The organism is Streptomyces sp. NPDC107581, assembly GCF_055657175.1.
This window is the reverse complement of the sequence record NZ_JBVKBH010000025.1, coordinates 62,797-80,456: the sequence shown is the minus strand read 5'-3', so window position 1 is coordinate 80,456 and position 17,660 is coordinate 62,797. Positions and strand designations below refer to the sequence as shown.

General features: G+C 70.1%; 20 protein-coding genes and 2 pseudogenes. 8 read left to right on the top strand and 14 right to left on the bottom strand.

Annotated features, from left to right (window positions below):
- Positions 1-191: 191 nt before the first annotated feature.
- Positions 192-581, bottom strand: coding sequence for a winged helix-turn-helix transcriptional regulator (locus ACZ7P3_RS39955; RefSeq protein WP_472089434.1), 390 nt, complete (start codon positions 579-581; stop codon positions 192-194).
- 153 nt (positions 582-734) lie between these two features.
- Here ACZ7P3_RS39955 and ACZ7P3_RS39950 point away from each other — a divergent pair, with 153 nt between their 5' ends.
- From ACZ7P3_RS39950 to ACZ7P3_RS39940, 3 genes and pseudogenes are all read left to right on the top strand, one after another.
- Entirely contained in the window at positions 735-2,129 is a 1,395-nt protein-coding gene (locus tag ACZ7P3_RS39950; protein WP_472089436.1) for an MFS transporter, read from the top strand.
- A gap of 55 nt (positions 2,130-2,184) precedes the next feature.
- A complete protein-coding gene (locus tag ACZ7P3_RS39945; protein ID WP_472089432.1) occupies positions 2,185-3,036 on the top strand; it encodes an IS5 family transposase in 852 nt (283 codons plus the stop codon).
- 58 nt (positions 3,037-3,094) lie between these two features.
- A pseudogene (locus ACZ7P3_RS39940) lies at positions 3,095-3,789 on the top strand (IS5 family transposase); the annotation flags it as partial.
- Here ACZ7P3_RS39940 and ACZ7P3_RS39935 read toward each other — a convergent pair.
- Complete coding sequence (locus ACZ7P3_RS39935) at positions 3,691-3,999, bottom strand: hypothetical protein (protein ID WP_472089430.1); 309 nt, start codon at positions 3,997-3,999, stop codon at positions 3,691-3,693. The pseudogene ACZ7P3_RS39940 and the gene ACZ7P3_RS39935 overlap by 99 nt on opposite strands.
- A gap of 282 nt (positions 4,000-4,281) precedes the next feature.
- Here ACZ7P3_RS39935 and ACZ7P3_RS39930 point away from each other — a divergent pair, with 282 nt between their 5' ends.
- Entirely contained in the window at positions 4,282-4,833 is a 552-nt protein-coding gene (locus tag ACZ7P3_RS39930; protein ID WP_472089428.1) for an EF-hand domain-containing protein, read from the top strand.
- A gap of 675 nt (positions 4,834-5,508) precedes the next feature.
- Here ACZ7P3_RS39930 and ACZ7P3_RS39925 read toward each other — a convergent pair.
- Entirely contained in the window at positions 5,509-6,024 is a 516-nt protein-coding gene (locus ACZ7P3_RS39925) for a hypothetical protein (RefSeq protein WP_472089426.1), read from the bottom strand.
- Positions 6,021-6,473: a relaxase domain-containing protein gene (locus ACZ7P3_RS39920; protein ID WP_472089425.1), complete on the bottom strand. Its 453-nt coding sequence runs from the start codon at positions 6,471-6,473 to the stop codon at positions 6,021-6,023. Before ACZ7P3_RS39920 ends, ACZ7P3_RS39925 begins: the two co-directional genes overlap by 4 nt.
- Here ACZ7P3_RS39920 and ACZ7P3_RS39915 point away from each other — a divergent pair.
- Positions 6,420-6,686 carry a hypothetical protein gene (locus ACZ7P3_RS39915; RefSeq protein ID WP_472089438.1) on the top strand — a complete coding sequence of 89 codons (267 nt, stop codon included), beginning with the start codon at positions 6,420-6,422 and terminating at the stop codon, positions 6,684-6,686. The genes ACZ7P3_RS39920 and ACZ7P3_RS39915 overlap by 54 nt on opposite strands.
- A 145-nt stretch (positions 6,687-6,831) precedes the next feature.
- On the opposite strand, the gene ACZ7P3_RS39910 is transcribed toward ACZ7P3_RS39915, so the two are convergent.
- From ACZ7P3_RS39910 to ACZ7P3_RS39895, 4 genes and pseudogenes are all read right to left on the bottom strand, one after another.
- Positions 6,832-7,446 (bottom strand): hypothetical protein, encoded by a 615-nt coding sequence (locus tag ACZ7P3_RS39910; RefSeq protein WP_472089423.1) that lies wholly within the window; start codon positions 7,444-7,446, stop codon positions 6,832-6,834.
- Between the two features lie 305 nt (positions 7,447-7,751).
- Positions 7,752-7,874, bottom strand: a complete 123-nt coding sequence (locus ACZ7P3_RS39905) for a hypothetical protein (protein ID WP_472089422.1) — start codon at positions 7,872-7,874, stop codon at positions 7,752-7,754.
- Positions 7,875-8,147: 273 nt separating this feature from the next.
- Positions 8,148-8,345 (bottom strand): DUF6841 family protein, encoded by a 198-nt coding sequence (locus tag ACZ7P3_RS39900; RefSeq protein WP_472089420.1) that lies wholly within the window; start codon positions 8,343-8,345, stop codon positions 8,148-8,150.
- A 111-nt stretch (positions 8,346-8,456) separates the two neighbouring features.
- Positions 8,457-8,575 (bottom strand): annotated as a pseudogene (locus tag ACZ7P3_RS39895) (oxygenase MpaB family protein); the annotation flags it as partial.
- A gap of 224 nt (positions 8,576-8,799) precedes the next feature.
- Here ACZ7P3_RS39895 and ACZ7P3_RS39890 point away from each other — a divergent pair.
- The 3 genes from ACZ7P3_RS39890 (at position 8,800) to ACZ7P3_RS39880 (ending at position 11,573) form a co-directional block, all read left to right on the top strand.
- Positions 8,800-9,720 carry a LysR family transcriptional regulator gene (locus ACZ7P3_RS39890; protein WP_472089418.1) on the top strand — a complete coding sequence of 307 codons (921 nt, stop codon included), beginning with the start codon at positions 8,800-8,802 and terminating at the stop codon, positions 9,718-9,720.
- A gap of 100 nt (positions 9,721-9,820) precedes the next feature.
- Positions 9,821-10,801, top strand: a complete 981-nt coding sequence (locus ACZ7P3_RS39885; RefSeq protein WP_472089416.1) for an ABC transporter ATP-binding protein — start codon at positions 9,821-9,823, stop codon at positions 10,799-10,801.
- Positions 10,791-11,573 carry an ABC transporter permease gene (locus ACZ7P3_RS39880; RefSeq protein WP_472089414.1) on the top strand — a complete coding sequence of 261 codons (783 nt, stop codon included), beginning with the start codon at positions 10,791-10,793 and terminating at the stop codon, positions 11,571-11,573. The genes ACZ7P3_RS39885 and ACZ7P3_RS39880 overlap by 11 nt, the downstream gene beginning before the upstream one ends.
- A gap of 47 nt (positions 11,574-11,620) precedes the next feature.
- On the opposite strand, the gene ACZ7P3_RS39875 is transcribed toward ACZ7P3_RS39880, so the two are convergent.
- The 6 genes from ACZ7P3_RS39875 to aepX form a co-directional block, all read right to left on the bottom strand.
- Positions 11,621-12,739: an NAD(P)-dependent oxidoreductase gene (locus tag ACZ7P3_RS39875; RefSeq protein WP_472089413.1), complete on the bottom strand. Its 1,119-nt coding sequence runs from the start codon at positions 12,737-12,739 to the stop codon at positions 11,621-11,623.
- Positions 12,736-13,416 carry a 4'-phosphopantetheinyl transferase superfamily protein gene (locus ACZ7P3_RS39870; protein WP_472089411.1) on the bottom strand — a complete coding sequence of 227 codons (681 nt, stop codon included), beginning with the start codon at positions 13,414-13,416 and terminating at the stop codon, positions 12,736-12,738. The genes ACZ7P3_RS39875 and ACZ7P3_RS39870 overlap by 4 nt, the downstream gene beginning before the upstream one ends.
- A complete protein-coding gene (locus tag ACZ7P3_RS39865; RefSeq protein ID WP_472089409.1) occupies positions 13,413-13,682 on the bottom strand; it encodes an acyl carrier protein in 270 nt (89 codons plus the stop codon). Before ACZ7P3_RS39865 ends, ACZ7P3_RS39870 begins: the two co-directional genes overlap by 4 nt.
- Positions 13,683-13,729: 47 nt before the next feature.
- Positions 13,730-15,379, bottom strand: coding sequence for an AMP-binding protein (locus ACZ7P3_RS39860; RefSeq protein ID WP_472089407.1), 1,650 nt, complete (start codon positions 15,377-15,379; stop codon positions 13,730-13,732).
- Positions 15,380-15,393: 14 nt separating this feature from the next.
- Complete coding sequence (locus tag ACZ7P3_RS39855; RefSeq protein WP_472089405.1) at positions 15,394-16,566, bottom strand: Nramp family divalent metal transporter; 1,173 nt, start codon at positions 16,564-16,566, stop codon at positions 15,394-15,396.
- A 185-nt stretch (positions 16,567-16,751) separates the two neighbouring features.
- A complete protein-coding gene (gene aepX, locus ACZ7P3_RS39850; protein ID WP_472089403.1) occupies positions 16,752-17,645 on the bottom strand; it encodes a phosphoenolpyruvate mutase in 894 nt (297 codons plus the stop codon).
- Positions 17,646-17,660 lie beyond the last annotated feature (15 nt).

The following is a 17,660-nucleotide window of genomic DNA, read 5'->3' as shown; positions in this document are numbered from 1 at the left end:
CGCCGGCCGCCTCCCTGAGGTCGGGAAGGCGCTTCCGGCACCACCCGCTGGAACAGCTCCCACAACTCCTCCGGCACCAGCCGTTCAACAATCCCTACGCAAGCAGGCTACCGGAGAATCCAAATGAGATGACTTCTTAGAGCGTCCGCCAGTAGGTGATCGTTCAACGCCTGCCGGGTCCCCGGTAGGCGTCAGGGAGCCGGTGCCGTGGCGGAGTCGTAGGTGGTGCGGGCGGCGGTGATGTCGGCTCGGTGGCGTTCCGCCCAGCCGACGAGCCCGGTGAGGGTTGCGTGGAGTTCGCGGGCCATGGGCGTGAGGTCGTATTCCACCTTGGGCGGCACGGTGGGGTAGACGGTCCGGATGAGCAGGCCGTCACGTTCCAGCTTGCGCAGGTTCAAGGTGAGCATGCGCCGGCTGATGCCGGCGATGGCACGTTCCAACTCGGTGAATCGGACCGGTCCGTGTGCGGCAGCGACGAGGATCCCGATGCTCCACTTGCCCGCGACGTGGTCGAGGACCTCGGTGAGCGGGCACGCCTCGTTGCTGACCTGGTCGGACACATCGGTGTGACTGCGTGACATGAAAGTGCCTCCTTCCGCCGCCCGACATAGTTACAGAAGATGACTGCTGTAACAAGTCGTGCACCATTGGAAGGAATCCCCGTGCGGAGAACCGACTCATCAGCACTGACATCGCGTTGGTCGGCACTGGCCGTGCTCTGTGCCGGGCAGTTGATGGTCATCCTCGACGGGACCATCGTGAACGTGGCGCTGCCGTCCATCCAGCAGAACCTCGGTTTCTCCTCTTCGGGCCTGGCCTGGGTGGTCAACGCCTATCTGGTCCCCTTCGGTGGCCTGCTGCTGCTCTCCGGACGGCTCGGCGACCTCATCGGGCGCAAGCGCGTCTTCATCACCGGCCTGAGCCTCTTCACGGCTGCCTCGCTGCTGTGCGGGGTGTCCCAGGACCCGGCGATGCTGCTCGCCTCCCGGTTCGTCCAGGGCATCGGCGGCGCGGTGACCTCCGCCGTCACCCTAGGCATGGTCGTAACCCTGTTCCCTCAGCCGAAGGAGCGGGCCAAGGCCATCGGTGTCTACAGCTTCGTCCAGTCCGCCGGCGGCTCGATGGGCCTCCTCGCCGGCGGCGCCCTGACGCAGACCATCAGCTGGCACTGGATCTTCTTCGTCAACGTCCCCATCGGCATCGCAGCCGCGCTGATGGCCGGGCGCGTGCTCTCCTCCGAGCAGGGTGTCGGCCTTGGTGAGGGGACCGATGTCGTGGGCGCGCTCCTGGTCACCTCCGCACTGATGCTCGGCGTCTACACGATCGTCGAGACCACCAGCTACGGCTGGACTTCCGCACACACGCTGAGCTTCGGCGCCGCGGCACTCGCCCTGCTCCTGGCATTCGTCGCCCGCCAGGCGAAGGCGCCCCACCCGCTCCTGCCGCTACGCGTATTCCGCTCGCGCAACGTCTCAGGAGCTATGGGCATCCAGGCCCTCATGGTGGCCGGGATGTTCAGCTTCCAATTCCTGTGCGTGCTCTACCTGCAGAAGGTGCTCGGCTTCGACGAGATACACACCGGCCTCGGCATCTTCCCGGTCTCGGTCGCAATCGGCGCCCTGTCGCTCGGCCTCTCGCCCAAGCTGATCGCGCGCTTCGGCCCCCGTGCCGTACTCCTTCCCGGACTCTCGCTCATCACGGCAGGTCTCGCCGCGCTCGGCCGCGTACCGGCAGGCGGGAGCTACGTCGTGGACATCCTGCCCGCGCTGCTGCCGCTCGGCATCGGCTTCGGCCTCGCGATGCCGTCGCTGGCCACGCTCGCCATGTCGGCAGCCACGCCCCAGGACTCCGGGATCGCCTCCGGCATGTTCAACACCATGCAGCAGATCGGCAGCGCCTTCGGCCTTGCGGTCCTCAGCACACTCGCCACCTCGCATACGGATGCCCTGCTGGCCGGCGGCGCGAGCACCGCCTCGGCACTCACGGGTGGTTACCAGCTTGCCTTCCGCATCGGCTCGGGCCTCGTCGCCGTCGCTCTCCTCCTCGCCGCCACCCTGCTGCGATCCCCCGCCACAGCGCAACGTCCAGCGGCTGAGAAGAAGCCGGTCGCCGAGAACACCGCTCGCTGACCAGGCGGCGACGCCGCCCCAGGCCGGGGAGAATTCTGTGCTCACAGGAGGAGATGTGCCTGTCGTGCCCTCGTTGATCATCGCCCCCATCCGTGAGGAGTTCCTTGCGTCATTGCCGCAGCGGGTCAGTACCCATCCGCTGGGATGTCATCGTCGACGGATCCCAGACGAAGTGGTCTTCGACAAACTCATCGAGGTCCTGGTGTCCGGAATGGGGTACGAGCGAGTAGCGGACGCGACATGCTCGGCGACCACCTTGCGCAGACGCCGCGATGAGTGGATAGCCGCCAGCACGGGCGAGGCCCTGCGCCTGGCCGCGCTCGCCGCCTACGACCGCATGATCAGCCTCGGCCTGGAACAGCTGAGCGCCGACGGCTGCCAGACCAAGGCCCCCTCGGGCGGCGAGTGCGCGGGCAAGAGCCCTGTTGACCGGGCCAAACAAGGCGTCAAACGCTCACAGCTCACAGATGCGTACGGCATCCCGCTGGTCACCGAGCCCGCACCCGCCAACATTCGCGATCACACCCTGCTGCCCGCCACCCTCGACCACTACGCCGACCTCGCCAAGGCGCTCGGTCAACTGTCCGAGCAACCGGCGCTGAGCCTGGATGCGGGCTACGACTACCGGCCGGTCTACGCCGACCTCGACACACGCGGCATCACCGCGAAGATCGCCAAACGAGGCGAACAGACCCCGATCCAAGCCGACGGACGGTGGGTTGTAGAGCGCACGAACTCGTGGATGAACAACTTCGGCAAGCTCCGCCGATGCACCGAACGTCGCCGCGTCTGCGTCGAGTTTTTCATCGCCCTGGCCACCGCGACCATCACCATCCGCAGCCTCATCCGCCGGGCGTGGACTCTCTATCGCTGGCCCAACCGCCCCCGTAGCCCCCGCATCCGGTGACCTACTGGCGGACGCTCTTAGACGATGTCCTATGTGGTGATCGCTCGTTGGGCTGTCTATGGGGCGGGGTACGTGGAGTTGGATTGTTCCGGATGGGCTGTGGGAGATCGCCGAGCCGCTCATCCCACCGTCGAAGGTGCGGCCACAGGGCGGCGGAACGCAGGACACGCCTGATGAGACGCTGTTCGCGGCGATCATCTACGTGCTGGTCAGCGGCTGTGCCTGGCGCGCGTTGCCGCCCTGCTTCGGCGTCTCGAAGTCCACGGCCCACCGACGGTTCCTCATCTGGTCCAGAGCGGGCGTATGGGGCCGCCTACACGAAGCGGTCCTGCACCGGCTCGACGACGCCGGCCTCATCGACGTCACCCGCGTCCTCCTCGACACCGCCCACGTCAGGGCGAAAAAAGTGGCGAACACACAGGTCCGAGCCCCGTGGACCGGGGTAAGCCGGGTTCCAAGATGCACGTCCTGTCGGACGCGAACGGACTGCCCCTGGTCGTCGGCGTCTCGGCCGGCAACACCCACGACAGCGAAGGACTGCAGCCCATGGTGGCGGGTCACCAAACGAGACACGACCCCCACGGCAGCCGCCACTTCAAGCCTCAGCGCCTGCACGCCGACAAAGCGTATGACATCCCCCACCTGCGGAAATGGTTACGCGGCAAGCGCATCGGCGTCTGCATCGCCCGTAAAGGCATCGAGTCCAGCGAACGATTGGGCCGCCAAAGGTGGGTGATCGAGCGGACGATGTCGTAGCTGTCCGGCTACCGTCGACTCAGCCCCCGCTACGAACGCCACTCCCGGGGTGAGCTGCTCGCTCACCCGTTCAAGGACCCTTTCGGCCACGGCGAGTTCGTCCCGCTCGGCTCGCACCTCCGCCAACTGCTTGGCCAGCTGTTCTTCGAGTTCGTCCAGTTCCGCACGCCGCGCGGTGATCCGTTCCAACAGCTCGGGATCCAGCATGGAGCGGATCGTAGAGGGCCGCTGGACCGCCGCGGGCAGGAATCGGCGAGCCGACCGCTCTGACAGACGATCTGCGCCGCGGGCTGCCGCCCATGACCAGCGTGAACAGGTCCAAGATCAGGTCACCGGCTGGCTCTGCTCAGCCGACCGCAGCATGTCGTGGGGCAGGGACAGTAAGACGGTCACTAGATCGGGTGTCATATGCGCAGGTCGGCATGCCTTCAGCGCAATTTGGTCGCACGCTGGAGAAGCCCGCAGAACAAGATCACGAAAGGTCGGCCCATGACCACGACGGCACAGGACGTCATCACCGTCAAGCTCGAGCGCAATTTCGACGCCATGGACGCCAACCACGACGGCTACGTGGACTGGACGGACTACCAGAAGCTCGCAGACCGCTACATCCAGGCTTACAAGCTCGACAAGAACGATCGCCGGGCCAGGGCCATCCAGACCTTCTGCCAGATCTACTGGCTGGAACTGCTGCGCCACTCGGGTGTAGAAGCGGACCGGCTCACGAAGGACCAGTTCGTCACGGCCAACCGCCTCGCGGTCATCGACACCAGCCGCCTCAACGTGACCGAGGGCGGCGGCCATGCGATCTTCGACGTCATCGACGTCGACGGTGACAATGAGATCAGCAAGGATGAATTCGCTCGCTTCCTGAGGGACGTGTGGAAGAGCGACGCGCCCGACGCCATGGAGGCGTTCACCATGCTGGACACCGACGGGGACGGCGCGATCTCGCGCCACGAGTTCATTCGGGCGGTGCGTGAGCACTTCCTCTCCAACGACCCGGATGCGCCGGGCAGCCTGTTCTTCGGGCACGTCTGACCCACCCATCTGCTTCCCGGCGCTCACCCGGCCAGGAGCACCCCCGGCCGCCCCTGGACTTCGGTACCAGTGGGCGGCCTTCGCCGCGCGTGATCGACGAGTCGAATTCCTGGACGAAGCCATCCGCCCGCCCACAGCGAACAAAAACCGGCGAGCCAACCGCGCTGGCAAACGATCTACTCCACAGACAGCCGCCCACGACCAGCACGAGCACCCCGAATACCGGTCACACCAGCCCTTTGACCAGCGACTTCAAGTTGGTGGAGGCTCACTCCCCCACCGGATGGTGCGTACCGGAGTGGGGTCCACTCGATGCGCACCACCGTGGTCTCCACTCTCCGGGTGGACTCCACTCCCATCCGGCCAGCGGTCCGCGCACCGAGCGCGCGGTGGAGTTCACCGTGCCCACTCATCCCCGGCGGCGACCCCGCGCGGTGCGCCACGGGTTCGGCCGGCCGCCGGGGTACTGCCGTGAGCGGGAGCGGCGCGGGACGGGCGGCGTCTTCGGCGACGGGTGCGGCAGGATCGGGGCAACCATGGGACCTCCGTGCTCAAGGGGAACGGTCCCCCGCACCCTCCCCGCGCCCGGGTGACCTCCGGGGGCGGCGGCCAGTCGCGTCCCGGCGCCTGGCGCGGTGACTTCGCCGTCCGTCCCGCCGGACGGTCCGCAGCGCGTCACGGCTGGATGCCCCGGCCGTGGCCGGGCTGCTGGTATTGCTGCCCGTGCTCCTGACGGCGCTGGTCCACCGGGCGGGCCGGATCGGTGACCGGGGCCGGGACCTCCCGGTCCTCGATGGCGCGGCGGCAGACGTTGGCCTCGCGGGTGAAGGCGGCGAACCGGTCCAGGTTCTCCGGTGTGCGTATCCACGTCGCCGGGTCCGTCGTACGGCCCTCCAGGTACTCCTGCGGCATCGCGCCCTGCTGGTGGGCTTGGACGGCGGCGGCCTTCTGCGCCGGGGTGAGCGTGGCGTCCCGGCCCGGGTGGTCGACGGCGTGCGGCGCGTCTGACGCCTGGTCGTGGTGGTGATCGTCGGCGTGCGCGTCGGCCGACATGGCCGGGGCGTCGTCCCGTGTGGCGTCGGGAGCGGTGCGGGCGGCGCAGATCGCGTTCTGCACGGCGAGCCCATCGACCATCTGCTTGCCGAACTTGAGCAGCACGGACGCCCGCCACCACGCGAGCAGTTGCTTCAACGGGCGCGGGGTCTTCTTCTCGGGGCGGGTGTCCTGCGCCGCCTGCCAGCCAGGCCGTGGCGGGCGCGCTCGCCGGGCAGCTGCCCGTGCTTCTCCGCGTACTTGCAGGTGAGGCCTTCCAGGACGTCCTCGATCCGCTGACGGCGGGTCGAGGACCAGTCGATGAGCTCGGAGTCGACACCGGCTATCTCCATCACCGGGCGCAGGCCCGGCGTCACCTCCCGGGGCACCGTCGCCAACCCCAGTTCCTCACACACCTCGGTCGTGATCTCGAGAGTGTAGAGCGTCCCGGCCGCCACCACATGCTGGTAGAGGCGGACCGTGTCCAGAGCGCCCCACACCGGCTCGCCGTCATCGCCCCTACGCTGCACGCGATTCAGGACCAGGCAGTGGTCATGCAGCAGCGGGAAGCCGTCCCGGTTGTCGAAGTGCCGGAACGCCGCAACCACGAGGCCGGGGTCTTCGCACGCCCGGCGGCCGGGCACCTCCGCCGCCTGCTCGCCGACCGCGACCCGCCGGGCGCCGCCGACAGGGCGACCGAGGTGTGGCAGCACACCCCCAAGGGCTTCCGCACCGGGCTCGTCTGCACCCGCACCGAGACGCTGCACGACGGCCTCACTGGGCAGCCCCGCGACCAGCTCACGGAAATGCTCAGCGCGTGAGGTGAGATCCGTGTCGTGGGCCACTGTGCGGGGCCCGACAACTTCATCACTCCCGATGCCTAGGGCGTTTCTGATGGCTCTTGCTGGGTGGGTGGATCAGACTGATGTGCGGTGGCAGAGGGCCGAACGTGGTCCGGGGCGAGGACTACTTGATTGCCTTTCGTGTTTCGGAACGGACCTGAAGTGTGGTCTTGGCGGCAGCCTCCAAGTCGACGTCAGCCGGGTCCTGGTCCATCGTCGCCGCGGTGATCACGGCCACGCAGACTGCTGTGTTGGAGTCCGCCCAAGCGCAGAGTGGATAGGTCATCTTCGTACCGGACTTCACAGTGCTGATCACTTCACAGCTGACCGTGATGCCCGAGCCGGACAGGGTGATGTCCTGCGGCTGTTCGGCGACGTCCTGCCTGTCACGCTCGGTCTCGGGTGTCATCAGCCTGCGGCGGAGCGAGTCGGGGTTCTTGAACCGTCCGTCCATGCCGGAGACCCCGATGGTGCCTGTGGAGGCGTGACCGCCCAGGCTGTAGACGCCGACTACGCCCCGCGGGTCCCTGACGTCCGAGTCTGCGTTCGCTTCGTCTTGTATCTTCTGGCCCGCGGTCGCGGAGAGGTCCTTCCAAAACGCGTAGCGGCCGTCGACAAGGGTCTTGGGCAGCGTCAGGGCGTAGACGGCATCCGGGTATCCGCCATCGGCCTTCACGCTGGCCGGCGCGAACAACGCCGCGACGGCCACGACCCCTGTGACCACCACGGCGATGACCACGGCGATCCAGCGCCTGGACGACGGCCGTGGAGCCGTCGGCGGCACGCCCCAGGCGTAGGGCTGCTGCGGGTACCCGCTTGTGTACTGCGGTGGGACCGGCGGCTGCTGGTTGTACGGCCCGGGCTGATGCCCGTAGGGAGCGGGACTGTAGGGGCCGGAGGGCTGGGGCGACTGCTGAGGCGGAGGAGGCATGGACACGCCAGCACGCTACTGCACGCGGGCACTGACTGGATCGTGTCGCAGCATCGTGTACCCGACCGGTGGGATGGGTCTGGGGCGGTGAATACGACCTGCGGGCACTGTGCCTAGTCGAACTTGTCGCGGGCGTAGCCGTCCATCGAATGCGGGGCAGCCACGGTGAGCGCGGCCAGCTCACTGCGGGCGGTCGCGGTCGATGGCGGTGCACCATCCGCTACGCGCGTTGACAAGCTCCGACAACTCCCCCACGCCACCTTCACTGCACGGTCACCCGCACAGCGGCCAGAGGGAGCCGGACCGCGGCGCCATCTCCTGGCCGTCGAAGGCCCCATCGCCCGGTCGCACGCCAGAGCCGAGCGCGGCCGCCCATGGTGCGGAACCGCCCGGCCGGGCCTGACGCTGTCACACTCGATCGCCCGCAGAGGTGACTGCCGAGGCGCCCGGCGGCCTCGCGGTCGGAGCGTCCGGTTGGCCAGCCTCGGCACGAAGACGCCGGCGGAGGGTCAGGCAACAAGCGACACAGAGGCGATCCGCCATGCGTCGGCAGTACGAACCAGCAGGCAGTGCGAGCCGGACCGCTGGAACTCCTGACCGTGTACGTCCCGGCGCAGCCACGTGATCTCGATGACCACCGCACTCGCGTTCAGTGCCCGGACCGACCTGGTGAGGATGTCGGTGCTGCCGTAGTCGTTGTCACGCATCGATCCCGCGGAGCAGGCCGCCCTCGAGGACGTGCGCCTTCGACCGGTTCGAAGCAGCCGACACCGCAATCAGCGCCACGTCGTCCTGCGACGGGCCGAGGTTGCGCAGCAATCCTCGCTCATGTGGATGCCCAGGCGGTGCATCGCGTCCAGGACGAGGACGGAGAAGCAGATCTGACCGCCGATCATGTCTCCTGGCACAGGGGCACGCCGTCCTGCGCGGCGTCCCAGCACTTGCTGCCCTCTTCGAAGGCCCTGGTGGGGGTGGGGGTCGTGGAAGGGGAATGTGATTTTCCGTCACTGCTGTCCATGGTGAACGGGTCGGCCCAGTCCGTGGTTGCCGATTTTTGGCCTTTGCGTTTTGTTGACTATTTTCAATCTTGACCTCATCTGCAGTTCACGTATACCTTGTATATGGAGGCGTATCGCGCTTTCATATTCGTACGGGGGGCGTATGGATCTGCGTCGGTTGCGTTATTTTCTCGCCGTTGCCGAAGACTTGCATTTCAGCCGTGCGGCCGAACGGCTCGGTATTACTCAGCCCGCGCTGAGTCAGCAGGTCAACAAGTTGGAGACCGAATTCGGCGCCACGCTGATCGAACGTACCAGTCGTACGGTCTCGCTCACCGGGGCCGGGCACGACGTGCTGGAGCCGCTTCGTCGCTGCGTGGCCGCCTACGAGGAGGCGCGCACTGTCGCGCGCCGGGCACCGTCCGGTGACGGCGAGCTCCTGCGCATCGGCTTCCCGCGCGGCGAGTCGAGCACCGTGCTGACGCCGTTCTTACGGCGTATCGCACACTGTGCCCCCGGTATCCGCATCGAACTCACCGACGTGCCCTGTGACAAGCAGGCGGCGGCCGTCCGGGAGGGCGTCCTGGACGTGGGCTTCATGCACTTGCCGATCCTGGAGCCGAATCTGACGCCGCTCGTGGTCCGGCGGGACCGGCTGGTGGTGGTCATGCCGGGCAACCATCCGTGTGCCAAGGAGCGGTTCGTCGACATCCGGCACCTGGAGGAGGAGCCCTTCATCGGCGTGCGCCTGCGCTGCCCCGCCTACGCGGACGCCTTCGGCACGCTGGCGCGCCACGGCGGCTTCAACCCGCGTATCGAGATCGAGACGAACGGTATCGAGGCCACGATCTCGATGGTGGCGGACCGCCTGGGGGTGGCGATCGTGCCCGGAGCCGGTGTGCGGCGGCACCCCGGCGTGGCGGTGCGCGACATACTGCCGGCGACCCACGAGTTGGACCTGGCGTTCGTACTGCACCAGGACCAGCGCTCGCCGCTGCTGCGGAGGCTGCACAGAACGGTGCAGGACGTGTCGCGGGAACTCGTTCTGGCGCACGACGGCCTCGGGAAGGTCCATACCGCCTGAAAATACGGGCCACGCGGCCGCCGGTTTTGAGTCCGGAGGCAGCGTGGCTATTATTCGGACCTCAGGTATACAAGGTATACTCGACTTTCTGGAGTACTGCGTGTTGGACGTTCAGGATCTACACAAGAGCTGGGGCGCCGTCCATGCCCTCGCCGGTTTCGACCTGGTCGTGGCAGCGGGCGAGATCTGCGGTCTGATGGGCCACAACGGCGCCGGCAAGACGACATTCGCCCGGGTGTGCGCGGGCCTGGAACGCCCCGACCGCGGTCGGGTGGTGATCGACGGGATCGACCTGGCCACCGCGCCGGGCCGCGCACGGGCCCGGGTCGGCCTGGCACCGCAGGAGATCGCGCTGTACCCGACGGTGACGCTGCGCCGGAACCTGGAGTTCCACGGCGGCCTGGCGGGGCTGAGCGGCAAGGCCCTGCGCCGTGCGATCGAGGAGATCACGGCGGCCGTCGAGCTGAGCGGCCGGCTGGACCAGGTCGTGGAGCAGCTGTCCGGTGGGCAGCAGCGCCGCGCCCAGGCCGCGACCGCGCTGCTGCACCGGCCCGCCGTCATGCTGCTGGACGAGCCCACGGTCGGTGCCGACCCGGTGACCCGGCAGGCCCTGCTCGCCCTTGTGCGCGCGCGGGCCGACGAAGGGGCCGCGGTCGTCTACACCACGCACTACCTGCCGGAACTCGAGGACCTGGGCGCCACGCTCGCGGTCGCCGAGGCCGGCCGGATCGTGGCACGTGGCGGCCGCCGGGAGCTGCTGGCCGGGCTGCCGGGGCGGGTCGGGATCGGGTTCGCCGGGCGCGCTCCGGACCGGCTGGCCGAGCGCGCCGACGAAACGGCGGCCGACGGCGGCCTCTGGTTCACCGCCGACCGGCCCGCCGAGGCACTGGCGCGGCTGCTGGGCGAGCTGGGGCCGGAGGCCGACCGGGTGCGAACCGTGCAGATCAGCGAGCCGACACTCGACGACCTGTACCGGCACCTGCTCGAGCCCCGGCCCGAGGATCCGAGTCGGCCCGCCGACCACCGCAGCGGCCTTCCCGGCCGCCCGACCGCCCAGGAGGCAACCAGCCATGGCCACTGAGACCGCTCCGCCGACGGCGGCGCCCGGGTGGGCCGCACCCCGCCGTACCGCCGTCGTCGCCCGCCACGCCGCGGTGCTGCTGCTGCGCGAGCCGGGCACCGTCATCGCCTACGCCGTCATGTCGATCGTGCTGATGGTCGTCCTGCGGCCGGTCTACCAACGCCTGGGCAGCCCGGACGGCCCGGCCATCAACCAGCAGGCAGCGGGCCTGGCCGTGATGTTCACGCTGCTGGCGCTCGACATGGCCGGGCAGACGCTGCTGTCCGAGCGCACCTGGCGGACCTGGGACCGGCTGCGCACCAGCCCCGCCGGCCCGGCGGCCGTCCTGCTCGGCAAGGCGCTCCCGTTGACCGCGGTTTTCGCACTGCAGCAAGCCGTGACGTTCGGGTTCGCCGCGGCCGCCTTCGGGTTCGACCTGGCCGCCGGCTCCTGGCGCCTGGCCGTCATGGTGCTGGCCTGGGCTCTCTGTGTGTCCTGCTGCGGCCTGGCGCTCGGCGCGTGGGTCAGGACACAGGGACAGCTCGCCGCCGTCTCCGACATCGGGGCGCTGACCGTCACCTGCCTGAGCGGCTGTCTGGTCCCGCTGTTCGTGCTTCCGGCCTGGGTGAGCCATGTGGCCCGGTTCAGCCCCGGGTACTGGGCCTCCCGAGGATTCCAGGCCGCGGTGACCGGGGACCGCACCGTCTACGACGAGGCCCTCGGCATCACTCTCGCCGTCAGTCTGCTCGCGCTGGGCGTCGCCGCCGTCCGGGCCCCCCGAGCGGCCCGCTGAGGCCGCGGGCCAGGGGGCCCGGACCACACCCGAGGTCACCTCCGGACTCACTCCCCGAGCAGTCCGGAGGTGACCTCGTGGTCCGGGACCCGGCCGCTGAGCGCCTGCTCGACCTGGCGCGCCGCGGCGATCGCCATGTCCCGCCGGATCGCGTCCACGGCGGAGCCCAGATGCGGGGTCAGCAGCGTTCCGGGATGCGCGAGGAGCCGCCGGGGCACCTTTCCGGGGCGTCCCGGCACCGTCCGGTCCTCGAACGCGAAGACGTCGGCCGCATAGCCGCCGAGCGATCCGTCCTCCAGCGCCGCGGCCACCGCGTCCTCGTCGACCACGGAGCCGCGCCCGACGTTCACCAGCAGTTGCCCCGGCCGGACCGCCGCGAGCACGTCCCGGCCGATCAGCTGGCGGGTGTCCGGGCCCAGCGGGAGCAGCAGCAGGACGACCTCGCAACTGCCCATCAACTCGCCGAGACCCGCCCCCCGGACTCCGAGCCGCCGCTCCTCGCGCGCGCCGAGCGGCCGCGTGTCGTAGTACAGCACCTCGGCCGGCTCGAACCCGGCCAGGCGCCTCGCCACAGCCTGCCCGAGCCGGCCCATGCCCACCAACCCGATCCGGGAGCGGTACAGGCCCGTGCCGTAGAGCAGGGGCCGCCAGCCCTCATGGCGGCCGGAGCGCACCAGCGCGTCCCCTTCGCGGACGCGTCGGCCCAGCGCGACGGCCAGCGCCACCGCCAGTTCGGCCGTCGGCGCGGTCAGCAGGTCCGGCAGCACCGTGAGCCACACTCCGCGCCGGGCGCAGGCCTCGGCATCGAAGTTGTCGTGCCCCTTGACCACGGTGCTGATCACCCGCAGCCGCGGGCACCGGGCGAGGAAGTCGTCGTCGACGCGGTCGGCCATGCACATGATCAACGCGTCGGCGTCCGCCGCCAGCTCCAGGCACTGCTCACGACCGAGCACGTCGGACTCGACCGGGACCACCGGATCGCAGAACCGGCGCAGGTAGTCGACGGCCTCCGGATGGATCCAGTGCGTCACCACGACCCTGCGCTGACGGGCGCCGCCCTGCTCCGGCGGCCGGCAAAACGACGCCACCGACACGGCGGGCTTGCGCGTCCTTCGAGCCGGCGTGATGCTCTTGCCGCCGTTCGCTTCCCAGGGCCTGCCGTTCACCACGGCGTCACCTCCCAAGCCGTCGCGAGGACGTAGTGGTCTGCATCGGGTCCCGGCAGGCGGCGCGTGACCACGGCCGGCTTCCCGGGTCCGGACTGCAGAAAGCCGCCCGGACGAGGCAGCAGTTCCACCGTCAGATACCCGTTCGTGACGCCGCCTCCGCGCGCCTTGTAGACCGCCTCCTTGGCGCAGAAGAGAGCGGTCGTCCGGTATTGAGCCTGACCGGCGTCCAAGGAGCGCGCGATCCAGGCGCGTTCGGCCTCCGTGGCGAAGTGGCGGAGCCCGGTGGCCGGCACCCGCCCTTCGCGCTCCAGATCCACGCCGAGGGCGAGCGCACCAAAAGCCGCGGCGCACACCCCGTAACCGTCACAGTGGCTGATCGACCCGGCGACCCCGGCCGGGAACAGCGGCCGCCCGTTTGCCGTACGCAGCACGGGCCCGACGCGGTCCAGAGCCGCGAGTGCCAGTCCGGCGGCGCGGCGGCCGCACAGGAAGTCGGCGCGGCGGGCGGCAGGGAGTCCTGCCGCCAGCCGCGCCTCGACCGGGTGGGGCCATGCGGCCGCGCCGGGGCCGGCCGGGACGTCCCGGCCGGCGATGCACACCACGATCCCGCGGCCGGGCCACAGGGTCAGGGCCCTGCCCCCGGCGAGCCCGGCGGCGGCACCCGCGGCATTCACCCGCCCGAGACGGCCGGGGCCTGCAGGGCCTTCTCCACGAGCACGGTGACGTCCCCGATCGTGACGAGGTCGTACAGCTGCTCGTCGTCGAGCACTATCGAGAACTCCGTCTCCAGCGCCGCGATGACGCGCAGCAGCTTGACGGAGTCCAGTCCGGCCAGCTCCGCCAGCGCAGAGCTGTCGGTGAGCTTGTCGGGCGGCAGGAACAGCTCCGCGGCGAACGCCGAGCGCACGGCGTCGCCGACGGTGGGACGGTTCTCATCCATGGTGGTCTCCGTAACGTGTCGAACGATGGGGATGGCAGGGAAGGCGCTCACACTGATTCGGTTTCGAGGGCCGCCCGTACGCGGTTGCGCCGGACCTTGCCGCTGCTGGTCTGCGGCAGCCAGTGCGGCTCGACCAGCCGGACGTGGACCCCGGACAGGCCGAGCCCTGCGGTCAGCTCCGCGGCGATGCCGCGCCGCAGACCCGCGCGGTCCTCGTCGCCGGTCAGGGCGGTCTCGGCGACGAGCGCCAGCGTCTCGCCGCCCTCAGGGTCGGACCAGGCGATCGCGACACAGCGGTTGCGGTACACGCCGGGCAGGTCGCGGACGATCGCCTCCGCGTCCTCGGCGTAGAAGTTCTCGCCGCGGACCACGACCATGTTCTTGTCGCGCCCGGCGACGAAGAGCTCGCCGCCGTCGAGGAAGCCGAGGTCTCCGGTGCGGAGCCAGCCGTCGTCGGTGAAGGCCTCGGCACGTGGCCGGCCGTGGTAGCCGGAAGTGACCGCGGGCCCCGCGATCTGGATCTCGCCGACCCGGCCCGTGGCCACCTCGCCGCCGTCGGCGCCCGGGCCGGCGACCCGGACCAGCATGCCGGGCACCGGCCGCCCGACGCTCACCAGCGGCCGGGCCGAGGCCGAGCCGGGCTCGGCCGGCACCGCGCGTGCGTCCGCGCGCAGTTGGGCGCGGTCCATCCAGACGGTCCGCGCGCCCTTGCCGACCTCGCTGAACGTCACGGCGAGCGTGGCCTCCGCCATGCCGTAGACCGGGCACACGGCGCCGGCGGCGAAGCCGTGCGGGGCGAACCTGCGGGCGAACTCCTCGACCGTGCTCGCCTGCACCGGTTCGGCACCGTTGCAGGCGACCCGCCATGCGGACAGGTCGAGCGGCACCGTGTCGAAGTGGTCCGCGATGCCGATGAGATGGTCGTAGAAGAAGTTGGGCGCCGTGCACACGGTGCATCGTTCCTCGGCGAATTCCGTGAGCCATCGGGCCGGGCGCCGGACGAAGTCGGCGGGGCGCCAGAGCACCACTTTCCTGGCGGCGAGCAGCCCGACCAGGACCGACACCAGGCCCATGTCGTGGAAGAGCGGCAGCCACAGGCCGATCGTGTCGTCACGGGTCACCTGCGCGGCGCCGATGATCGCGGCCACGCCCGCTGCCATCGCGCGCTGGCTGAGCAGGACACCCTTGGGCGCCGAAGTACTGCCGGACGTGTACTGGATGAAGCCGGGCTCGTCCGCGGCGAAGGGCAGGCACAGCCGGGACTCGACGTGCGGCAATGTGTCGAGGTCCAGGACGGCCGGACCGCCGTCGAGCGCGTGGGCGAGCCGGTCGCGCAGGCGTCGCAGCTCATGGTCGGTCACGAGGAACCGCATGTCGCAGTCCCGTGCCACCGCGGTCACATGACGACCGTAGGCGTCCAGCCCGCCGAGCGAGTTGGGCAGGGCCAGCGGTGCCGGTATCGCGCCCGCGTACATCAAGCCGAACAGCGCCGTCAGGAAGCCGGAGCCGTTCTGCAGCACGACGCCCACGACGTCGCCCGGGCGGACACCGGCTTCGTGCAGGTCACCGGCGAGGAACTGGGCGCGGTCCAGCAGGTCGCGCAGGTTCGTGTCCGCACTGCCGCCGGGCAGGCGGATGACGGTCGCATCCGACTGGCGTGCGCGTTCCTCCAGCCGGGCGATGAGTGTGTCCTCCATGGTGGTCCCCCCTTTCACAGGATCTGGACGAGAAGCAGGCAGTTGAGCGCCACGATCACCACCACGCAGCCGGAAGCGGCCAGCACCGTCGCCCGGCCGACGGCCCAGTCGCCCATCAGGTCGACACGCCGGACGAACCGGATCAGCGGGATCAGCGCGAACGGGATGCCGAACGACAGCACGACCTGGCTGGCGACCAGCGCCCCGGTGGGTTCCACCCCGAGGCACAGCACGACGAGCGCCGGCAGGGCCGTGACTCCCCGCCGCAACACCATCGGCACCGACCGGCGCAGCAGACCGCGCATGACGACCTGGCCGGCATAGGTGCCGACACCCGAGGCGGCGAGGCCGGACAGCAGCAGGGCGACCAGAAAGACCGCGCCCAGGGCCGGTGTCACGGCGGCGAACGCGCGGTGCGCGCCGGCGATGGTGGTGTCGCCGGACGGCCCCGGCCTGCCGTGCAGCAGGGCGGCGGCGACGCCGAGCAGAACGAGGTTGCCGAGCGCGGCCAGGGCCATGGCGAGGCCGACGTCGGTGCGCTGACCACGGGCGGCCACGCCGGGCGCCGTGCCGTGCAGCCGGGCGGTCAGCGCGGAGTGGACGTAGATGGCATGAGGCATGACGGTCGCACCCACGATGGCGATGGCGAGCGTCAGATAGGTGCCGTCGACGTCCGCCGCTGACGGCACGAGCCCGGCCGCCACCGGACCGATACGCACCTTCGCCAGTACGCAGGCGACCACGAAGGCGACCAGCACGGCGCCGAGCGCGAGCGCCATCAGCCGCTCGAACCGCACCTGACGCCGGTCGGCGAGGGCGACGACGGCGTAGGACAGCCCGACGGCGAGCAGTCCGCCCAGCGCGGGCGGCAGGCCGAACAGCAGGTTCAGGGCCACCGCCACGCCGACGATCTCGGCCAGATCGGTTGCCATGCAGACGAGTTCGGCCTGCAGCCACATCGCCACGACCTGCCACGGCCGCCCGCGTTCGCGGACCACGGTGCACAGGTCGCGCCCCGTCGCCAGGCCGAGGCGGCCGGCCAGGAACTGGATCAGCGCCGCCGCGCCGCTCGCCGCGATCACCACCCAGACCAGGCCGTAGCCCTCGGCCGCGCCACCGGAGACATTGGTGGCGAAGTTGCCGGGATCGACGTAGGCGATGGCGGCCACGAACGCCGGCCCGAGCATACGCAGGAGGGTGGTGGCACGGGGGGCCGCCATCGGTCGGGTGACGGGCGGGGCCGCGGCGCTCGGGAGCGCTGCGGGGTGGTTGCCGGCACCGCGTCGTGTGGCCGGACCGGTCGTCGGCACCCGGCCGACGACCGTCGTTCCGTCGCCGCCGGCCACGGCACGGCCCGCCCTCCGTGCCTGACTCACCGCGCCCTCAGTTCGAAGTCCGCGTACCTCCGCTCGTCCTCGGCCAATTCGTCGTAGCCGAGCAGGCCGAACACCTCGGACAGCGGTGCGAGGTCACTCTCGACGCGGGTCACGCCCTCGGCGGCCAGGATGTCCCGCGAGACCTTGGTCATCGCAGCGAACGCGGCGCGCATGTTCTGGTTCGCCCAGATCACGCCCTTGATGCCCATGGCCCGGAACTCGCCGGTCGGCGTGTCCGCGTATGTCGTGGGGGCGATGACCAGGGGGAGGCGCTCGCGCCATGCCTGGGCGAACTCCGCGATCTGTTCGGCGGTCTTGCGCCGCGAGTGGATGAAGATCGCATGCGCGCCCGCGTCGGCGTACGCATGGGCGCGGTCCAGGGCCTCCGTGACCGTCCCGCCGGCGATCAGCGTCTCGGTGCGTGCGACCACGCGGAAGTCCTCGTCGCCGCGCGCGTCCAGGCAAGCGCGCAGCTTGCCGCAGAACTCGCCGACCGGCGCCAGCTCGTGGCCGTCTCCCACGAACGAGTTCATCTTGGGGAAGACCTTGTCCTCCAGGCAGACCGCCGAGGCGCCGATCCGCTCGGCCTGCCGTGTGAACCGCCGCGCGCTGTTGAAGTCGCCGTGCCCGGTGTCGCCGTCGACCATGACCGGCACGGCGGAGGCGTCCACCACCCGGGCGACCACGTCGACGATCTGCGACCACGAGGCCTCGGAGCTGTCCCGGACACCGAGAGCGGTGGAGATGGACAGCCCCGACGCCCATAGGGCCGGGAACCCGGCGGCGTCGGCGATCCGGGCGGACAGCCCGTCGTGCGCCTCCATGAAGAAGAACAGTTCCGGGGCCTCGAACAGGGCGCGCAGCCGGGCGTTGCGTGAACCAGTGGACATGCGTTTCTCATTTCG